18 protein-coding genes are annotated in these 17493 nt (G+C 66.5%); 15 read left to right on the plus strand and 3 right to left on the minus strand.

Features of this window, described 5'->3' with window-relative positions:
- The 4 genes from dapF to OS124_RS0112600 all read left to right on the plus strand — a co-directional run.
- The coding region (gene dapF / locus OS124_RS24545) for a diaminopimelate epimerase (RefSeq protein ID WP_010140030.1) at window positions 1-816 on the plus strand (816 nt) is incomplete at its 5' end.
- Window positions 817-2076 carry a tRNA (N(6)-L-threonylcarbamoyladenosine(37)-C(2))-methylthiotransferase MtaB gene (mtaB, locus tag OS124_RS0112590; RefSeq protein WP_010140031.1) on the plus strand — a complete coding sequence of 420 codons (1260 nt, stop codon included), beginning with the start codon at window positions 817-819 and terminating at the stop codon, window positions 2074-2076.
- 15 nt (window positions 2077-2091) lie between these two features.
- Window positions 2092-2775 carry an FMN-binding negative transcriptional regulator gene (locus tag OS124_RS0112595; protein ID WP_010140032.1) on the plus strand — a complete coding sequence of 228 codons (684 nt, stop codon included), beginning with the start codon at window positions 2092-2094 and terminating at the stop codon, window positions 2773-2775.
- Window positions 2776-2825: 50 nt separating this feature from the next.
- On the plus strand, window positions 2826-3455 hold the full coding sequence (locus OS124_RS0112600; protein ID WP_010140033.1) for a glutathione S-transferase family protein: 630 nt from the start codon (window positions 2826-2828) through the stop codon (window positions 3453-3455).
- A gap of 213 nt (window positions 3456-3668) precedes the next feature.
- Here OS124_RS0112600 and OS124_RS0112605 read toward each other — a convergent pair whose 3' ends face one another.
- The gene (locus OS124_RS0112605; protein WP_010140035.1) at window positions 3669-4373 is read right to left on the minus strand and encodes an outer membrane protein; all 705 of its coding nucleotides are present in this window, start codon (window positions 4371-4373) and stop codon (window positions 3669-3671) included.
- A 217-nt stretch (window positions 4374-4590) separates the two neighbouring features.
- On the opposite strand from OS124_RS0112605, the gene petA reads away from it, so the two are divergent.
- The 9 genes from petA (at window position 4591) to OS124_RS26575 (ending at window position 13422) form a co-directional block, all read left to right on the plus strand.
- A complete protein-coding gene (petA, locus tag OS124_RS0112610) occupies window positions 4591-5175 on the plus strand; it encodes a ubiquinol-cytochrome c reductase iron-sulfur subunit (protein ID WP_010140036.1) in 585 nt (194 codons plus the stop codon).
- A 13-nt stretch (window positions 5176-5188) separates the two neighbouring features.
- Complete coding sequence (gene petB, locus OS124_RS0112615; protein ID WP_010140037.1) at window positions 5189-6511, plus strand: cytochrome b; 1323 nt, start codon at window positions 5189-5191, stop codon at window positions 6509-6511.
- A 17-nt stretch (window positions 6512-6528) separates the two neighbouring features.
- A complete protein-coding gene (locus OS124_RS0112620) occupies window positions 6529-7335 on the plus strand; it encodes a cytochrome c1 (protein WP_010140038.1) in 807 nt (268 codons plus the stop codon).
- 214 nt (window positions 7336-7549) lie between these two features.
- A complete protein-coding gene (locus tag OS124_RS0112625) occupies window positions 7550-8893 on the plus strand; it encodes an MFS transporter (protein ID WP_010140039.1) in 1344 nt (447 codons plus the stop codon).
- A gap of 32 nt (window positions 8894-8925) precedes the next feature.
- A complete protein-coding gene (gene mepA / locus OS124_RS0112630; RefSeq protein ID WP_050900874.1) occupies window positions 8926-9771 on the plus strand; it encodes a penicillin-insensitive murein endopeptidase in 846 nt (281 codons plus the stop codon).
- On the plus strand, window positions 9744-10595 hold the full coding sequence (locus tag OS124_RS24550) for an esterase-like activity of phytase family protein (RefSeq protein WP_010140041.1): 852 nt from the start codon (window positions 9744-9746) through the stop codon (window positions 10593-10595). The genes mepA and OS124_RS24550 overlap by 28 nt, the downstream gene beginning before the upstream one ends.
- Window positions 10596-10664: 69 nt before the next feature.
- On the plus strand, window positions 10665-11309 hold the full coding sequence (locus OS124_RS0112640; protein ID WP_010140042.1) for a queuosine precursor transporter: 645 nt from the start codon (window positions 10665-10667) through the stop codon (window positions 11307-11309).
- A 420-nt stretch (window positions 11310-11729) separates the two neighbouring features.
- Window positions 11730-12146: an alternative ribosome rescue aminoacyl-tRNA hydrolase ArfB gene (gene arfB, locus OS124_RS0112645; RefSeq protein WP_010140043.1), complete on the plus strand. Its 417-nt coding sequence runs from the start codon at window positions 11730-11732 to the stop codon at window positions 12144-12146.
- A 295-nt stretch (window positions 12147-12441) separates the two neighbouring features.
- Window positions 12442-13422, plus strand: coding sequence for an MrcB family domain-containing protein (locus tag OS124_RS26575; RefSeq protein ID WP_083834615.1), 981 nt, complete (start codon window positions 12442-12444; stop codon window positions 13420-13422).
- Here OS124_RS26575 and pncB read toward each other — a convergent pair.
- Together pncB and OS124_RS0112655 are read right to left on the minus strand one after the other, a co-directional pair.
- Window positions 13419-14711 carry a nicotinate phosphoribosyltransferase gene (pncB, locus tag OS124_RS0112650; protein ID WP_010140045.1) on the minus strand — a complete coding sequence of 431 codons (1293 nt, stop codon included), beginning with the start codon at window positions 14709-14711 and terminating at the stop codon, window positions 13419-13421. The genes OS124_RS26575 and pncB overlap by 4 nt on opposite strands.
- A gap of 94 nt (window positions 14712-14805) precedes the next feature.
- Window positions 14806-15555, minus strand: coding sequence for an SDR family NAD(P)-dependent oxidoreductase (locus OS124_RS0112655; protein ID WP_010140046.1), 750 nt, complete (start codon window positions 15553-15555; stop codon window positions 14806-14808).
- 171 nt (window positions 15556-15726) lie between these two features.
- Between OS124_RS0112655 and OS124_RS0112660 the strand changes: the two genes are divergently transcribed.
- Both OS124_RS0112660 and OS124_RS26095 read left to right on the plus strand, forming a co-directional pair.
- A complete protein-coding gene (locus OS124_RS0112660; protein ID WP_010140047.1) occupies window positions 15727-16605 on the plus strand; it encodes an AraC family transcriptional regulator in 879 nt (292 codons plus the stop codon).
- Window positions 16606-16818: 213 nt separating this feature from the next.
- Window positions 16819-17409 (plus strand): hypothetical protein, encoded by a 591-nt coding sequence (locus OS124_RS26095; protein ID WP_138919522.1) that lies wholly within the window; start codon window positions 16819-16821, stop codon window positions 17407-17409.
- Window positions 17410-17493 lie beyond the last annotated feature (84 nt).

Below are 17493 nucleotides of genomic sequence, written 5' to 3' on the forward strand. Positions count from 1 at the left end.
AATGGCCTGCCCTTCATGAAGATGCATGGGCTGGGCAACGACTTCGTCGTCATCGACTCGCGCGGGCGCGGGGCGGTGACCTCGCCTGCGCTGGCGCGCGCCATCGGCGACCGCCACCGGGGCGTCGGCTTCGACCAGCTGGCCGAGATTCGCGACGGCGAGGACAGCGACATCTGCCTGGACTTCTGGAACAGTGACGGCTCGCGTGCGGGCGCCTGCGGCAATGCCACCCGCTGCGTCGCCTCCCATGTCATGGCCGAAACTGGGCGCGACCAGCTGACCATCCGCACCGTGCGCGGGCTGCTGCAGGCGCGCAGCATCGCCGGGGTCACCTGGGTCAACATGGGTCCGCCGCAGCTGGACTGGCGCGAGGTGCCGCTGGCGCGCGCGATGGAGGTCACCGAGGTGCCGCTGCCCGGCACCCCCGTCGCCGTCGGCATGGGCAACCCCCATTGCGTCTTCGTGGTCCCCGATGCCGAAGCCGTGGCGCTGACCGAGGTCGGCCCGCAGGTCGAGACCGATCCGCTCTTCCCCGAGAAGACCAATGTGGAATATGTCGAGGTGCGCTCGCGCTCGGAGGTCCGCATGCGGGTCTGGGAACGCGGCACCGGCGTGACGCTGGCCTGCGGCTCGGGCGCCTGCGCCACGGTGGTCGCCACCGCGCTGCGCGGCCTGACCGACCGGCAGGTGCGGATGGAGCTCGACGGCGGCTGGCTTGAGCTGGACTGGCGCGACGACGGCGTCTGGATGGGCGGCCCCGTGGCCCATGTCTTCGATGGCAGCTTCCCCGCCGCCTTCCTGGCAGAGGTGGCCTGAATGGCTCCGCAGCCCCCCAAGTTCGCGACCCTCGGCTGTCGCCTCAATGCCTATGAGACCGAGGCGATGAAGGCCATGGCCGCCGAGGCGGGCTTGGGTGACGCGGTGATCGTCAACACCTGCGCCGTCACCGCCGAGGCCGTGCGCAAGGCCCGCCAGGACATCCGCCGCCTGCGCCGCGAGAATCCGAACGCCCGCCTGATCGTCACCGGCTGCGCCGCCCAGACCGAGCCCGAGACCTTCTCGGCCATGTCCGAGGTCGACATGGTGATCGGCAACACCGAGAAGATGCAGCCCGAGACCTGGGCGAAGCTGGGCCCCGATTTCATCGGCCAGACCGAGCGCGTGCAGGTCGATGACATCATGTCGGTGCAGGAAACCGCCGGGCACCTGATCGACGGCTTCGGCACCCGTAGCCGCGCCTATGTTCAGGTGCAGAACGGCTGCGATCACCGCTGCACCTTCTGCATCATCCCCTATGGCCGGGGGAACTCTCGATCCGTGCCCGCCGGTGTGGTGGTCGACCAGATCAAGCGGCTGGTGCAACAGGGCTACAACGAGGTGGTGCTGACCGGGGTCGACCTGACCTCCTGGGGGGCCGACCTGCCCGCGACGCCGCGCCTTGGCGACCTGGTGATGCGCATCCTGCGGCTGACCGACGTTCCGCGCCTGCGGATCAGCTCGATCGATTCGATCGAGGCGGACGAGGCCCTGATGCAGGCCATCGCGACCGAGCCGCGCCTGATGCCGCACCTGCACCTGTCGCTGCAGGCCGGTGACGACATGATCCTGAAGCGCATGAAGCGCCGCCACCTGCGCGACGACGCGATCCGGTTCTGCGAAGAGGCCCGCAAGTTGCGCCCCGAGATGACCTTCGGCGCCGACATCATCGCCGGCTTCCCGACCGAGACCGAAGCGATGTTCCAGAACTCGCTGAAGCTGGTCGAGGACTGCGACCTGACCTGGCTGCATGTCTTCCCCTATTCGAAGCGCGAAGGCACCCCGGCGGCGAAGATCCCGACCCAGGTCAACGGCAAGGCGATCAAGGACCGTGCCGCCCGCCTGCGCGCCGCAGGGGACGCCCAGGTGGCCAGCCACCTCGCCGCCCAGCAGGGCCGCGACCACAGGGTACTGATGGAAAGCCCGCGCATGGGCCGCACCGAACAGTTCACCGAGGTTCATTTCTCGGCCGACCAGCCCGAAGGGCAGATCGTCGCCGCGCGCATCCTCGGACAGGGGGCCGGGCACCTCCTAGCCTGAGGGTGCAAAGTCGGGTTGCACCCGGCCTGCCGCCGCCGCATCCTGCGCCCGATCCAGCACCAGATCCAGCAGGGCCAGATGCATCCCAATCCGATCTATCGCCAGGCCGATGACGCCCTGAACCTCGCCTTCGCGGCGGAACAGGGCGCGGGGCTGCTGTGCCTCTCTTCAGAGGGCGCGCCGCTTGCCGCCCAGACCCCCTTCGTGATTCGCGATGGCCATGTCTACCTGCACCTCGTGCGCTCGAACGCCGTCGCCCGCGCCACCACCGGCACCGCCCCCCGACCCGCCCGGCTGATCGTCACCGGGCCGCAGGGCTATGTCTCGCCCGACTGGTACGGAATGGACGACCAGGTGCCGACCTGGAACTATGTCTCGGTCCACCTGCTGGGAGACCTGGACCCCCTGCCGCAGGACGACCTGCGCGGCGTGCTCGACATGCTCTCGGAGGATTTCGAGACCCGCCTGCTGCCGAAACCCGTCTGGAAGACCGACAAGATGCCCGACGACCTGATGAGCCGGCTCATGCGGATGATCCAGCCCTTCCGAATGAAGATCGCCTCGGTCGAAGGCACCTGGAAGCTGGCTCAGAACAAGCCCGAAGAGGCGCGCCTGGCTGCCGCCGAGGCCCTCGCGGGAGGCGCCACCGGGCAGGACCTCGCCCGACTCGCCGCGCTGATGCGCGACCCACCCACCTGATCGTCCCGGATCCCCCCGGAATCGACACTCTTCGCTTCGAAAGGACTACCATGACCCCCGACCAGAGCCCCATGGACCACACGCTGTTCAGCTCCCCCTCCTCGCCCTATGTCCGCAAGGTCCGCTGCATGCTGCGCGAACTGGACCTCGCGGACCGTGTGGTCGAGAAGGTGGTCAGCACCAGTGCGCTGCAGACCGACCCCGACCTCGCCGCCGCCAACCCGCTGGGCCGGATTCCCGCCCTGGCCCGCACCGGCGCGACGACGATCTGCGACAGCCGGGTGATCACCCGCTACCTCAACGATCTCGCCGGTGGCGACCTCTACCCCGAAGACCGCCTCTGGCAGGTGCTGACGCTGGAAGCGCTCTGCGACGGCATGCTGGATAGCGCCGTCTCGATGGTCTACGAGCGCCGCCTGCGCGCTGCCGACAAGGTCGACGAGGGCTGGCTGGATGCGCAGTGGCAGAAGGTCTCGCGCACGCTCGAGCGGCTGGAAAGCGACTGGACCGACAGCCTCTCGGCGCCCTTCGATGCCGGGCTGATCGCCCTGGCCTGCACCCTGGGGTACCTGGACCTGCGCCACGCGGACCGTGGCTGGCGCGACAGCTGCCCCACCCTCGCCGCCTGGGCGGACGAGATCGCGACCCGCCCCAGCCTCGCCGAAACCGCCCCCGCCTGACCCCGCGCCCGGCCCAAACCGGGCCATGAGTATTCATGGCCTCGGAATGGAAGCAGGACGGAGCGGCACGGCCCCCTTGCCTCTATCCGATGGCCAAAAATACTGCGGGGGACTCTCCGGCACGGAGAGGGGGGCAGAGCCCCCGTCCCCGGCAGGCAAAAGCAAAGGGCCCGCCGATCCGGCGAGCCCTCTCGATCTGGTATCCCTGCGGCGTCAGAACTTGAAGCCGACACCCACGTTCAGCGCGTTGGTGATCAGGCGGGTGTCCAGCGATCCGCCACCTTCGAGCTCGGCCGAATTGTCGGACCAGGTGAACTGGTACTCACCGAAGACCGACCAGCGGTCGTTCAGCGGATAGTTGACACCGGCAGTCAGGCGGGCGGCGGGGCCGGTCACCTGGTAGCCGAAGGTATGGTCGCCGCCCGTCGGGGTCACGTCCACATGGGGCATGGCGAAACCGAGGCCAGCCGAGACGTAAGGCGTCGCGGAGCCCCAGGCGTCGAGCCAGCGGCGCGAAATGTTGGCGGTGATGATGTTGTGGCCGTCGGTGAATTCAAGCCGGTCGAAGCCCGCCGCAGCCATCTCGCCCTCGGGGGCATAGGCCTTGTCGTGCGAGAATTCGACACCCCAGCCCCAGGCCTCGTTGCGCCACGAGGTCAGGCGGGCGCCGTAGTAGGGCGGCATCTCGAAGCTCTTGCCGTCCCAGCCGAACAGCTCGTTGAAGCTGTCGCCGGCGTTCGGGCCGCTGCCGTAGGTGCCGGTGGCACGCGAATGCGGGGAGGTCTGCCAGCCACCGTAGAACGAAAGCTCGACCTCGGCCGCGGCGGGGGCAGCGAAGACGGCGCAGGCCAGCGCAAGGGCGGAAGCACCACCTAGGCGGGCCGCGAGGCGGGGTTGGGTCGCGCTGGATGCGGACATGGGCAGTCTCCGGCAGAAGGAAGTCTATTTTGCCTTACACCGACATGGCCCGGGCCTCAAGCGCGACACTTCCGCACCCTCTGACGGGAAAGCCTACGATATACTGGACCTGATGAAGTTCGGCAGCTAAACAACCGCGAGGTAACAGTTGCGCGATGAGCGCGGCGCAGCCACCAATTGCGACTGCCCAGGCGGGCCTAGGAATGGAGCTAAGTTCGTGTCCCACGCAGAAGATCACGAAGGCACCCGGAGGGACTTCCTCTATTACGCTACCGCCGGCGCCGGCGCTGTCGCCACGGGCGCGGCGGTCTGGCCGCTGGTGAACCAGATGAATGCCTCGGCCGACGTGCAGGCCCTGTCGTCGATCCGCGTCGACGTGTCGGGCGTCGAGGAAGGCACCCAGATCACCGTCAAGTGGCGCGGCAAGCCGGTCTTCATCCGTCGCCGCACCCAGGCCGAGATCGACGCCGCGAACGAGGTCGACCCCGCGTCGCTGCCCGATCCGCTGGCGCGGAACGGCAACATCGACGCCGGCGCCCCGGCGACCGACCCGAACCGCGCCCTGGCGCCCGAGGGGGCCGAGGGCAAGGCGGCCGAGGAATGGCTGGTAATGATGGGTGTCTGCACCCACCTGGGCTGCGTGCCCCTCGGCGATGGTGCCGGTGACTTCGGCGGCTGGTTCTGCCCCTGCCACGGCTCGCACTACGATACCGCAGGACGGATTCGCAAAGGCCCTGCGCCGCAGAACCTGCCCGTGCCCGTCGCCGCCTTCGACGGCGAGACCGAAATCGTTCTGGGCTGAGGGAGGAAACCACATGTCCGGCATTCCGCACGATCACTACGAACCGAAGACCAAGGCCGAGAAGTGGGTGAACAGCCGCCTTCCGGTCATCGGGCTGATCTATGACACGATCATGATCCCCACCCCGAAGAACCTCAACTGGATGTGGATCTGGGGCATCGTCCTGGCCTTCTGCCTGGCGCTGCAGATCGTCACCGGCATCGTCCTGGTGATGCACTACACCCCCCACGTCGACCTGGCCTTTGCCAGCGTCGAGCATATCATGCGCGACGTCCGGGGCGGCCACTTCCTGCGCTACCTGCACATGAACGGCGCCTCGCTGTTCTTCTTCGCCGTCTACCTGCACATCTTCCGCGGCCTCTACTACGGCTCGTACAAGGCCCCGCGCGAGATCACCTGGATCATCGGCATGATCATCTACCTGCTGATGATGGCCACCGGCTTCATGGGCTACGTGCTGCCCTGGGGTCAGATGTCCTTCTGGGGCGCGACGGTGATCACCGGCCTGTTCGGCGCGATTCCCTTCATCGGCGAGGGCCTGCAGGCCTGGCTGCTGGGTGGACCGGCCGTCGACAACGCCACGCTGAACCGCTTCTTCTCGCTGCACTACCTGCTGCCCTTCGTCATCGCGGGCCTGGTCATCGTGCACATCTGGGCGTTCCACACCACGGGCAACAACAACCCGACCGGCGTCGATGTCCGCAAGGGTTCGAAGGCGGAAGCCGAGAAGGACACCCTGCCCTTCTGGCCCTACTTCGTCATCAAGGACGTCTTCGCCCTGGCGGTGGTCCTGGCGGTCTTCTTCGCCATCGTCGGCTTCATGCCCAACTACCTGGGCCACCCCGACAACTACATCGAGGCCAACCCGCTGGCGACGCCCGCGCACATCGTGCCGGAATGGTACTTCCTGCCCTTCTACGCCATCCTGCGGGCCTTCACCGCGGATGTCTGGGTGGTGATGTTCGCCGACTGGATCACCGGCGGCATCGTCGACGCGAAGTTCTTCGGCGTGCTGGCCATGTTCGGCGCCATCGTCGCCATGGCGCTGGTGCCCTGGCTGGACACCTCGCGCGTCCGGTCGGGCCGCTACCGTCCGATGTTCAAACTGTGGTTCCTGCTGCTCTGCGTGGACTTCATCGTGCTGATGTGGGCCGGTGCCATGCCGGCAGAGCCGCCCTACTCGACGATCTCGCTGATCGGGGCCACCTACTGGTTCGCCTACTTCTTCGTCATCCTGCCCCTGCTGGGCGTGATCGAGAAGCCGACCACCCCGCCCGCGACGATCGAAGACGATTTCGACGCCCATTACAGCAAGCCGGCAGAACCTGCCGAGTAAGCGAAAGGACAGAGAACATGTTCAAGAAGCTCTCCCTCTCTGCCCTGGCAGCGCTGGCCCTCACGGCCGGTGCCGCCACCGCAGCTGGCGACGACAGCGGACACGCGACGCACAACGTGAAGTTCTCCTTCGACGGCCCCTTCGGCAAGTTCGACGAGAACCAGCTGCAGCGCGGCCTGAAGATCTACACCGAGGTCTGCTCGGCCTGCCACGGGTTGCGCTACGTGCCGATCCGCACGCTGGCCGACGAGGGCGGCCCGCACCTGCCCGAGGACGAGGTGCGCGCCTATGCCGGCCGGTTCGAAGTCTATGACGACGAGCTGGAAGACTTCCGCACCGCCACCCCGAACGACCACTTTCCCGAAAGTGGCCTTGAGAATGCACCCGACCTCAGCCTGATGGCCAAGGCGCGTGCCGGGTTCCACGGGCCGCAGGGCACCGGGATCAACCAGTTCTTCAAGGGTATCGGCGGACCCGAGCACATCGTCGCCATCCTCACCGGCTACACCGGCGAAGAGCGCGTGCAGGCCGGCGTGACCTACTACGAGAACACCGCCTTCGACAGCGGCTGGATCGCCATGGCTCCGCCGCTGTCCGGCGAGGACGTGGAGTTCGACGACGGCCATGCCAACGACCTGCACCACGAAGCGGAAGACGTTGCCGCCTTCCTGATGTGGACCGCCGAGCCGAAGCTGATGGCGCGCAAGCAAGCCGGCTTCGTCGGCGTCGCCTTCCTGATCCTGCTCAGCTCGCTGCTGTACCTGACCAACAAGCGGCTGTGGAAGCCGGTCAAGGATCAGGCGAAAGCCAAGGCCAAGGCCTGATCCCGCCTGTCACGGTGACCCCGGCAGGATCCCTGAAGGGATCCCGGACCAGACAAGAGACCCCCGGCAGCCCCGCTGCCGGGGGTCTTTCCTTTCCGACCGGCGGGTCCGCGCGGCCACGCCACCGGGAATTTCTCCCCGGCCCGTATACAGGGGCTTGCCCATGGGGCACCCCGGGGCTCATATCCGCGCATCCAACCGAGGAGAGATCACGATGACCGGCGAGGCCCTGCGCAAGCGCATCTGGGGGTGGTTCTTCTTCGACTGGGCCAGCCAGCCCTACAACACCCTGCTGATCACCTTCATCTTCGCGCCGTACGTGAAGGAGCTGATCGGAGACGGCGCCGCCGCGCAGTCCGCCTGGGGCTTCGGCATCGGCGCCGCGGGCCTCTGCATCGCGCTGCTGGCGCCGGTGCTGGGCGCGATCTCGGATGTCTCGGGGCAGCGGCTGCGCTGGATCTGGGGCTTCTCGGGGCTCTACGTGCTCGGGTCCTGGATGCTGTGGTACGCCGCGCCGGGGGACTTCAACCTGGTGCTGACGCTGGTCTTCTTCGCCATCGGCATGATCGGCATGGAGTTCGCGACGATCTTCACCAACGCCATGCTGCCCGACCTCGGCAGCAAGGAAGAGATCGGCCGGATCTCGGGCAATGGCTGGGCCTTCGGCTATCTCGGCGGGCTGGTCTCGCTGGTGATCATGCTGGCGCTGCTGGCCGAAAACGCCGAGACCGGCAAGACGCTGATCGGGATCGACCCGATCCTGGGCCTGGATGCCGGCGCCCGCGAGGGCACCCGCGCCGTCGGGCCGCTGACCGCGATCTGGTACGCCGTCTTCATGGTGCCCTTCTTCCTCTACGTGCGCGATCCCAAGCCGCCGAAGGCCCCGACGGGCGCCCTGAAGGCCGCGCTCGGCAACCTGCGCCGCACGATACGCGAGCTGCCGCGCACGCCTTCGCTGTTCTCCTACCTCGTCGGATCGCTCTGCTACCGCGATGCGCTTGCGGGGATCTACACCTTCGGCGGCATCTATGCCTCGGGCGTGCTGGGCTGGTCGGTCACCCAGATCGGCATCTTCGGCATCATCGCCATCATCTCTGGAGCGATCTTCGCCATGCTGGGCGGCCGCGCCGACACCTACTTTGGCCCGAAGCCGGTCATCATGACCTGCATCGGCCTGCTGACGGCGGTCACGGTGGTGGTGATCACCATCTCTCCGACCTCGGTGCTGGGCCTCACCGTGGCCGAGGGCAGCACCCTGCCCGATACGGCGCTGATGATCGTCGGCGCGGTGATCGGCGCCGCCGGTGGCGTGCTGCAATCCGCCAGCCGCACCATGATGGTGCGCCAGGCCCGCCCCGGCCGGATGACCGAGGGCTTCGGCCTCTATGCGCTGGCGGGCAAGGCCACCGCCTTCCTCGCGCCGACGATGATCGGTGTCACCACGATGATCAGCGGGTCTCAGCAGATCGGCATCCTGCCCCTGGTTTTCCTTTTCGCCGCCGGCGCGCTGCTGCTACGCTGGGTCCAACCCGACGGAGACCCCAAGGACCCCGCTTGAGACAGATCCTCGCCCTCATCCTTGCCCTGTTGATGGCCGCCCCGGCGGCCGCGCAGGGCATCCCCGCCACCATGCAGGGCGTCGAGGCCCGCAAGCTCTTCGGCGCCGTTTCAACCGGGTCCCCGCATCGCGCCGATGCCTTCGGTTCCTACGCCAAGGGCTGCGGTGCAGGGCTGGTGCAGCTGCCCGAGAACGGAGCCACGTGGCAGGCCATGCGCCTGTCGCGCAACCGCAATTGGGGCACACCCGAACTGGTGGACTACCTGCAGGACCTGTCAAAGGACGCCGCCCGCCTGCCCGGCTGGAACGGTATCTACGTCGGGGACATGTCGCAGCCGCGCGGCGGCCCGATGAGTTCGGGCCACGCCAGCCACCAGATCGGCCTGGATGCCGATATCTGGATGCTGCCCGGCACCGACCTGCGCCTGTCGCGCAACGCCCGCGAAAACCTCTCGTCGATTTCCCTGCGGCGCGGCAACGGCGCCTATGTCAACGGCAACTGGACCGCGCAGCACATGGAGCTGCTGAAGGCCGCCGCCAGTGACCGCCGGGTGGCGCGGATCTTCCTCTTTCCCGGCGCCAAGGCCTGGATGTGCGACAATGCCACCGGTGACCGCCGCTGGCTGCGCAAGATCCGGCCCTGGTGGGGGCATCACTACCACTTCCACGTCCGCCTCTCCTGCCCGCGCGGCATGAAGGGCTGTGTCGATCAGGCGCCGCCGCCCCCCGGGGATGGCTGTGACGAGGCGCGCAAATGGGTCAGCGACATCGTGAACCCGCCTCCCCCGGACCCGAACGCCCCGGCCCCCACGCCCCGCCGGCAGCTGACCATGGAAGACCTGCCCCGCCAATGCGTCACGGTCCTGCAATCGCGCTGAGCGTGCTGCTGGCCTCTCCGCTGGCGGCTGGCGACACCACGGATCTTCCTCTCGACTGGCCCGGCGTCGGGGGCCTCTCGGCCATCGAGCTGCGCGAGGACGGTGCCAGCGCGCTGCTGCTAAGCGACCGGGGCCAGCTGCACGAGATCGCCCTCAGCCGCCAAGACGGCCGGCTGACCGGTGCGACGCTGCTGCAAAGCCTGCACCTGGCGCCCGATGACGTCCCCGGACGGCACCTCGACCCCGAGGGGCTGGCGCTGTTTCCCGGCGGAGACCTGGCGATCTCCTTCGAGGACAACGCCCCGCTCCGCCTCCACCCTGCCGATGGCGGGGCCATGCGCCAGATCGCCCTGCCGCCCCGTGTCCGCCTGGCTCCGAACGCCATGTATGAGGCCCTTGCCGTCGACCCGCAGGGACGGCTGGTCATGCTGCCCGAAGACCCCGGCCAGGGCGGGCCGGACCATCCCGTCTGGCGACTTGAGAACGGCAGGTGGCAAGAGGTGGCGCGACTCGCCACGCCCGGAGGCTATCGCCCCGTTGGTGCCGATTTCGGCCCCGACGGCCAGCTTTACCTGCTGCTGCGCGCCCTCGGCTTCGGCTTCCGCGCCATGGTGCTGCGCTTCGACCCCGCGCATCCCGAGGTGCCGGCGCGGCGGATCCTGCACCTCGCCGACCACCCCCGCAGCAACTTCGAGGGCCTCTCGGTCTGGCAGGACCCGCAGGGCACCCTGCGCCTGCTGCTGGTCTCGGACAATAACTTCAGCCCCCTGCTGGAGCAGCGCCTGCTGGAGATCGCCCTTGATTTGCAGGGGCCAAGTCGCTAAAGCCCGCGGGTCCCGGCCCTGTCCGGACCCCACAAGTCTCCGCGACCTTGTCTAAAAAACGGATCTGACATGCAACGCTCCTATCTTCCTGGCATCCTTGCCATGGCCGCGATCGTCGTGGCCTCGAACATCCTCGTCCAGTTCCTGATCCTGGACGGCCTCCTGACCTGGGGGGCCTTCACCTATCCTCTCGCCTTCCTTGTCACCGACGTGATGAACCGCCTCTACGGCGCCCCTGCCGCGCGCCGGGTGATCCTTGCCGGCTTCGTCACCGGGATCGTCTGCTCGCTGATCGGCACGCAGGTGATTTTGCAAGGCGACGGCTACACTTACGCCGCCGTTGCCCTGCGCATCGCGGTCGGCTCGGCGCTGGCCTTCCTGGTTGCCCAACTGGTCGACGTGGCGATCTTCGACCGCCTCCGCGCCGGCAGCTGGTGGCGTGCACCGCTGGTCTCCTCGCTGGTCGGATCGGCCCTGGACACGGCAATCTTCTTCACCGTCGGCTTCGCGCAATTCATTGCTTTCTTAGGAGAAAACGCCGACGCCGAGGTCTCGTGGGCCTGGGACTCGGTGCCCTTCATGATGGTCGGCCCGGCGGTTCCGCTGTGGATTTCCCTGGCCGTCGCGGACTGGGGCGTGAAGCTGGCCCTGGCGCTGATCGCGCTGCTGCCTTTCCGGGCGATCACGGCAAGATTTTCCGCTCGCGCGGCATAATCTTCTTTGTCCGTAAAGATTTCCGTGTCACGATTCTCGTATCGGAAACAAGCTGAAAGGAGGTGCTCTAGTGTCTATTGAGGTATTGGAGAGAGGGTTCGGAACAGTCTGGAGGGAAAGCGTCTGAGGCAGCCCTTTGGCGCAAACCGACAGGTTGGTTCACTACCTAACTGAACCACCTCCTGATCTCGAGAAGGGTCGTTCCATCCGATGGGGCGACCCTTTCTATTTGCCGGGCGTGCTCTGATGGCGCCCCGACCCAGTGGGTAGGCCAGCGGTTTTCGACAACGCACCCCAGGTCGGGACCCCGTCGGCGGGATGACCGGCTGCGACATCTCAACCTTTCCCCTACAAGGGGTTACTATCTGCCGGACCCCAAGGCCGGGGCACCGCGTTTTGCGCGGGTATGACTGAGGGAAGATGATGCTGCGGATCACGGATCAGATCGCGATCGAGGAATGGGAGCTGGTGGAGCAATTCGTGCGCTCTTCCGGCCCCGGCGGGCAGAACGTGAACAAGGTGTCCTCGGCGGTGGAGCTGCGGTTCGAGGCCGAACGGTCGCCCTCGCTGCCCGAGCCAGTGAAGCGGCGGCTGCGGCGGCTGGCGGGGCGGCGCTGGACCAAGGACGGCGCACTTGTGATCCAGGTGCAGGAGGAACGCAGCCAGGCGCGGAATAGGGAGGTCGCGCGGGAAAGGCTGGCCGAACTGATCGCCAAGGCCCTTGTGGCGCCCAAGCGGCGCATCCCGACGAAGGTGTCGAAGAACCAGAAGCGGAAAAGGGTTGAGGCGAAGAAGCAGCGCGCCGAGGTGAAGGAGAAGCGGGGGTGGGAGAGGTGAGAGGTCTTGCCCCGCCTTTGGCGTAGGGTGGATGTAATCCACCTTTGGGAGTGGTTGGTAACCGGGGATGGTGGGTTAGAAACCCACCCTAAGGGCACCGGAGCAAGCCTGCCCGACACAGCCGTCGCCTAAGACTAAACGTGCCATAGGTTTCGAGCGCCCTCTTGCTTCATTAAGGACACATAAAGCCTTTCGGCACTCGCACCCTCGAGTGGAGTCCATCCAGATTCAGGGTGGACCTTATGCTGCGATCCCAGGTTTACTGTCACTAGAACGTCTTTGTCGCGGGGGTGATATGCTTCACCAAACTCTTAAATCAATCGCCGAAGAATACGAATTCGCAAGGGGAAAAGACTATTCTAGCTCACCGCTTTCGGTGAAGATCACCAAGACACTTTCGTCGGATGCAAAGGAGACTCTCAAGGAATTTGGGCTTCAATTCAGAGTAAAGGCTAGTGCTGGTCAGTTCCAAAACTGGGCCGCCATCCCCTGGCTCGCATTCTTTGACCCTCTCATCACGACGACAGCACAAAGCGGCTTCTATGTGGTCTATCTGATTAATCCTCTGGAGCGCACAGTCGTCCTTTCTCTAAATCAAGGGGCGACAGAAACCTATAGAGAGTTTGGAGAAAAAGGAGGAATTGGCGTTCTTCAAAGAAGAGCCAAGGACATTGCAAGCAGAATGCACGACTTTGCTGACCGCTTCTCGACATCACCTATCGCACTTGGATCTCTGAGGCCACTCCCACTCGGGTATGAAGCCGGTCACGCTTTCGGCCGAACTTATGAACTTGAGGCCCTAAATAGTGATCAGTTTTACACTGATCTCCGCACAATTTTGCATGCATACAAGGCCTTAGTTTTTCGCGGAGGCATAATGCCAACGGAGGTGATGCAATATGAAAGCGGCGTGACCGATATCGTAGAAACTCGAAAGGCGGTGCTTTCTAAGCGGATTGAGAGAGCGCCTAATGTTCGCCGCAAAGTCCTATCTGTCAGAAAACCCATATACGAAGCCTGCGGCCTGGATCCGTCGCAAGACTATTCCTACTGCGGCGACCCAATCAAAACACCATTGGACGTACATCATTCCAGACCACTCTCGAGTTTAACCGAAGATGAAGAGGCGGCATACAAGGTGCCAGATGATTTCCTCGTCCTTTGCCCGACCTGTCACCGCGTGATTCACAAGCAGGATGACGTCAGCGACCTAGAAGCCCTAAAAGACAAAATCCGTTTCAAACACGCAAGAGAGGGAAAGATCGGCCTAGGTTAAACCACAACCGCCACCCTCTCCTGCTCCCCAACCCCGAACACCCGCTTGTACCGGGCAATCTCGCTTTCTGGTCCCATGGCCTTCTCGGGGTTATCCGATAGCTTGACGGTCGGTCTCCCGTCCGCTGCAACCGCCTTGCAGACAAGGGAAAACGGCGCCAGCGCATCATTCTTCGCCAGGCCCCGGAAATCGTTCGTCAGCAATGTCCCCCAGCCGAAGCTGACCTTCACGCGGCCGTGGAACTGGGCGTAGAGCTCCTCGATCTTCGCCTCGTCCAGGCCATCCGAGAAGATGACCAGCTTGGTGGTCGGGTCCTCTCCGCGGGATTGCCACCAGGCGATGGCGGTTTCGGCGGCGCGGGCGGGGTCTCCGCTGTCGATGCGGATGCCGGTCCAGCCGGCCAGCCAGTCGGGGGCGTTCCGCAGGAAGCCCTCGGTGCCGTAGGTGTCGGGCAGGATGATGCGCAGGTTGCCGGAATGCTCTTCGTGCCAGTCGGCCAGCACGTCGTAGGGGGCGCGGGCCAGGGCCTCGTCGCCCTCGGCCAGGGCGGAATAGACCATGGGCAGCTCATGCGCGTTGGTGCCGACGGCCTCGAGGTCGCGCTTCATGGCGATCAGGCAGTTGGAGGTGCCGGTGAATTTCGGCCCCAGCCCCTCGATCATCGCCTGCACGCACCAGTCCTGCCACAGGTAGGAATGCCGCCGACGGGTGCCGAAATCGGCGATCTTCAGGTCGGGCAGGCGGCGCAGGTGCTCGATCTTCTCCCAGAGCTTGGTCATGGCGCGGGCGTAGAGGACCTCCAGCTCGAACTTGGCCATCTGGTGCAGCACGGCGCGGCCACGCAGCTCCATCAGGATCGACAGGGCCGGGATCTCCCACAGCATGACCTCGGGCCAGGAGCCTTCGAAGGTCAGCTCGTACTGGTCGCCGCGGCGTTCCAGGGTGTAGGGCGGCAGACGCAGTTTCTCGAACCACTCCATGAAGTCGGGGCGGAACATCTGGCGCTGGCCGTAGAAGGTATTGCCGCGCAGCCAGGTGGATTCCCCGCGGGTCAGCGAGACGGAGCGCACGTGGTCCAGCTGTTCGCGCAGCTCGCCCTCGTCGATCATCTTGGCCAGCGGCACCGAGGCGGTGCGGTTGATCAGCGAGAAGGTGACCGTGGTGTCGGGCTTGTTGCGGAAGACCGACTGGCACATCAGCAGCTTGTAGAAATCCGTGTCGATGAGAGAGCGGACGATCGGGTCGATCTTCCACTTGTGGTTATGGACGCGGGTGGCGATGTCGACCATGCGGGGTCTCCCTTCGTAACAGGGAGATAAAGCAGGGCCGCGCGCCGGAATGCAAGGGCGAGGCCCCCGGTGATGCCCCGGAGGCCTGCCAGGCTTACAGGAACATGCCGCCCGAGGCCTCGATCCGCTGGCCGGTGACCCAGTTGCCATCCGACAGCAGCAGCGCGGCGGCGGCGGCGCCGATGTCGTCGGGCAGACCGGCGCGGCCCATGGCGGTGAAGGAGGCGACGGCGGCATTGACCTGCGCGTCGTCGCGGGTGCGGCCGCCTCCGAAGTCGGTCTCGATCGCGCCGGGGGCAAGGGCGTTGACCGAGATGCCGCGCTCGGCCAGTTCGCGCGCCCAGTAGCGGGTCATGACCTCGACCGCGCCCTTCATCGAGGCATAGGCGCCGTAGCCGGGCAGAGAGAAGCGCGCCAGCCCGGTGGAGATGAAGAGGATCCGCCCGCCGTCGGCAATCTGCGGCAGCAGCGCCTGGGTCAGCATCGCCGGCCCGCGCAGGTGGATGCGGTAGAGGGTGTCGAAGGTCTCGACCGGGGTTTCGGCCAGGGGCGCATAGAGGCCGATGCCGGCGTTGTGGATGACGCCGGTCAGGGTATCGCGGCCCATCTCGGACAGCGTGGCGCGCAGGGTCTCGGCGAAGGCGGGGAAGGTCTCGGCCTCGGCGACGTCCAGCGTCAGGGCACAGACTTCGGCGCCCTCCGCAGCGATGGCGGCCAGCGCCTCGGAGGCATCGCCCCGGGTGGTGATGAGTATATCGGCGCCGCCGCGGGCCAGGTGTTCGGCCATGGTGCGGCCAAGGCCACGGTTGCCGCCGGTGATCAGGAAGAGGGGTCGGGTGGACATGGTGTGTCTCCTTCGGGGTCGTTTCGGGGCAGGCCGCCCCGGGGGTGATCGCCCCGATATGGCGCCCTGCCGGCGGAGCGGCCTGCCGGATCCTGCACAAGACTTGCCAATTCCTGCACGGATGCGCCGCGCCCCTTGCCGCGCCGGGCGAAGCGGGACAAGGCTTGTGCCATGAGAACACTGGAGAACCTTTCCCGGGCCACCGAGGCGCTGGCTCTGCGCAAACATGCCGGATTGCGTCCGACCCCCACCGGGGTGCCGGGCCTCAGCGCCATGCGATCCACCGCGCCCAGCCTGCTGGACCATGACCTGTTCGGCCCGGTGTTCTGCCTCGTGCTGTCCGGCGCCAAGACCACCCGTTTCGATGCCGGAGAGGTTGCCTTCCACGCCGGACAGGCGGTCTGCATCTCGCTGGACCTGCCCGCCGTGTCGCAGGTGGTGCGTGCCAGCCCGGCCGAGCCCTACCTTGCCCTTGGCCTGCAACTGGACATGGCAGAGCTGCGCGAGCTGGCGCCGCAGGTCCCCGCCGGTGACGACGCCACCCCGCAACCGCTGGCCAGCGCCGAGGCCACCCCCGAGCTGGTCGACGCCATGGCCCGGCTGCTGTCGCTGGAAGACCGCGCCGATCTCGCCCTGATGGCGCCGCTTTACCTGCGCGAGCTGCACCTGCTGCTGCTGCAATCCCCGCTGGGCGCCATGCTGCGCCGCCTTGCCCGCCCCGAGACCGAGGAAACCCAGATCGCCCGTGCCCTGTCGCAGCTGCGCCGCGCGCCCGGGGCCCATCTGCGGATCGACGACCTGGCGCGCGCAAGCGGGATGAGCCCCTCTCTGTTCCATCGCCGGTTCCGCGAGATCACCGGCACCACCCCGCTGCAGTTCCACAAGCGCCTGCGCCTGCTGGAAGCGCGCCGCCTGCTGCAGCAGGAAGGCCATGGCGTCACCCAGGCGGCCTTCGAGGTCGGCTATGAAAGCCCCTCGCATTTCAGCCGGGACTACCGGCGCCTGTTCGGCCTGTCGCCACGGCAGGACCTTAGCACTACCGGGGCCTGAGGCGACCGGCAGCCCCGCGCCCTCATACCGCCCCGCCCGAAATCCGCCGCAGTTGCGCCGGAAATCGGCCCCCTCAGGGTCTGCAAAGCGCCGCGCCCCGGCCCCGCCGCGGCCCGTGCCGCGCCCTATTTCCGCCCGACATCCAGCCCAAGGTTAACGTTGTGTGTGGGAGACATAGAACGGGCCGTCAGAGCCATGAGATACGATTTCGATATGCATTCAGTTCTGCCGCTGGCCGCGCAGAGGAAGGCCCGCCTGGCGGGCCATGAGGGCGATCTGTCGGGACAACAGATCGCCCTCTTCAGGGATCCCCGGGTGGCCGATGCCCTGCGGGCGGTAGATCCGGAGATCCAGCAACTGTTCCTTGAGTCGGGCTTTGCCCTGACAAGCTGGACCAGCCGCATGCCGGAAGGCACCTTCCGCGACAGCGAGAGCGCGGCGCGCAATGCCGTGATCCGCCGTTTCGCCACCAATATGCGCAATTCGCAGATCGACCTGCGGCGGCGCAACTGGGGCGGCTTCAGGCTGAGCGAGTTCACCGACAGCTACCTGCAGGCACGGGCGTTGACAGACCCCATCCTCTCCGATCCCCGCGGAGACGAGCCGGTGCCGGTGCCGCGACACCTCGGCGTGAAGAAGGCCGGCGGAGCTCCGCGCGACAGCTTGCTGAACCGCTTCCTCGGGCTGGACCTGGTGCAGAAGACATGTGCCCTCGGCCTTGTGGCGGTGGCCTACCTGATGGCCGTCGCGCTGTGGTACATCGCCGATCAGGTCCAGAGCCAGAAGCTGAGCAGCCTGTTCTGAGGTCACCCGGTGGCCTGGCCGGGCCTTGGCTCAGGCCAGGGTCACACCGGCTGCGGACATGCCCGCCTCGGCCGCCGCAAGCGA

This window comes from Oceanicola sp. S124 (assembly GCF_000220565.1).
GTDB lineage: Bacteria > Pseudomonadota > Alphaproteobacteria > Rhodobacterales > Rhodobacteraceae > Pseudooceanicola.

Bases quoted from the DNA above. Each gene is read 5' to 3' on its own strand.
- mtaB (WP_010140031.1), top strand. From the start codon at position 817: ATGGCTCCGCAGCCCCCCAAGTTCGCGACCCTCGGCTGTCGCCTCAAT.
- OS124_RS0112600 (WP_010140033.1), top strand. From the start codon at position 2,826: ATGACCCCCGACCAGAGCCCCATGGACCACACGCTGTTCAGCTCCCCC.
- OS124_RS0112605 (WP_010140035.1), bottom strand. From the start codon at position 4,373: ATGTCCGCATCCAGCGCGACCCAACCCCGCCTCGCGGCCCGCCTAGGT.
- petB (WP_010140037.1), top strand. From the start codon at position 5,189: ATGTCCGGCATTCCGCACGATCACTACGAACCGAAGACCAAGGCCGAG.
- OS124_RS0112620 (WP_010140038.1), top strand. From the start codon at position 6,529: ATGTTCAAGAAGCTCTCCCTCTCTGCCCTGGCAGCGCTGGCCCTCACG.
- OS124_RS0112625 (WP_010140039.1), top strand. From the start codon at position 7,550: ATGACCGGCGAGGCCCTGCGCAAGCGCATCTGGGGGTGGTTCTTCTTC.
- mepA (WP_050900874.1), top strand. From the start codon at position 8,926: ATGGCCGCCCCGGCGGCCGCGCAGGGCATCCCCGCCACCATGCAGGGC.
- OS124_RS24550 (WP_010140041.1), top strand. From the start codon at position 9,744: ATGCGTCACGGTCCTGCAATCGCGCTGAGCGTGCTGCTGGCCTCTCCG.
- OS124_RS0112640 (WP_010140042.1), top strand. From the start codon at position 10,665: ATGCAACGCTCCTATCTTCCTGGCATCCTTGCCATGGCCGCGATCGTC.
- arfB (WP_010140043.1), top strand. From the start codon at position 11,730: ATGATGCTGCGGATCACGGATCAGATCGCGATCGAGGAATGGGAGCTG.
- OS124_RS26575 (WP_083834615.1), top strand. From the start codon at position 12,442: ATGCTTCACCAAACTCTTAAATCAATCGCCGAAGAATACGAATTCGCA.
- pncB (WP_010140045.1), bottom strand. From the start codon at position 14,711: ATGGTCGACATCGCCACCCGCGTCCATAACCACAAGTGGAAGATCGAC.
- OS124_RS0112655 (WP_010140046.1), bottom strand. From the start codon at position 15,555: ATGTCCACCCGACCCCTCTTCCTGATCACCGGCGGCAACCGTGGCCTT.
- OS124_RS0112660 (WP_010140047.1), top strand. From the start codon at position 15,727: ATGAGAACACTGGAGAACCTTTCCCGGGCCACCGAGGCGCTGGCTCTG.
- OS124_RS26095 (WP_138919522.1), top strand. From the start codon at position 16,819: ATGCATTCAGTTCTGCCGCTGGCCGCGCAGAGGAAGGCCCGCCTGGCG.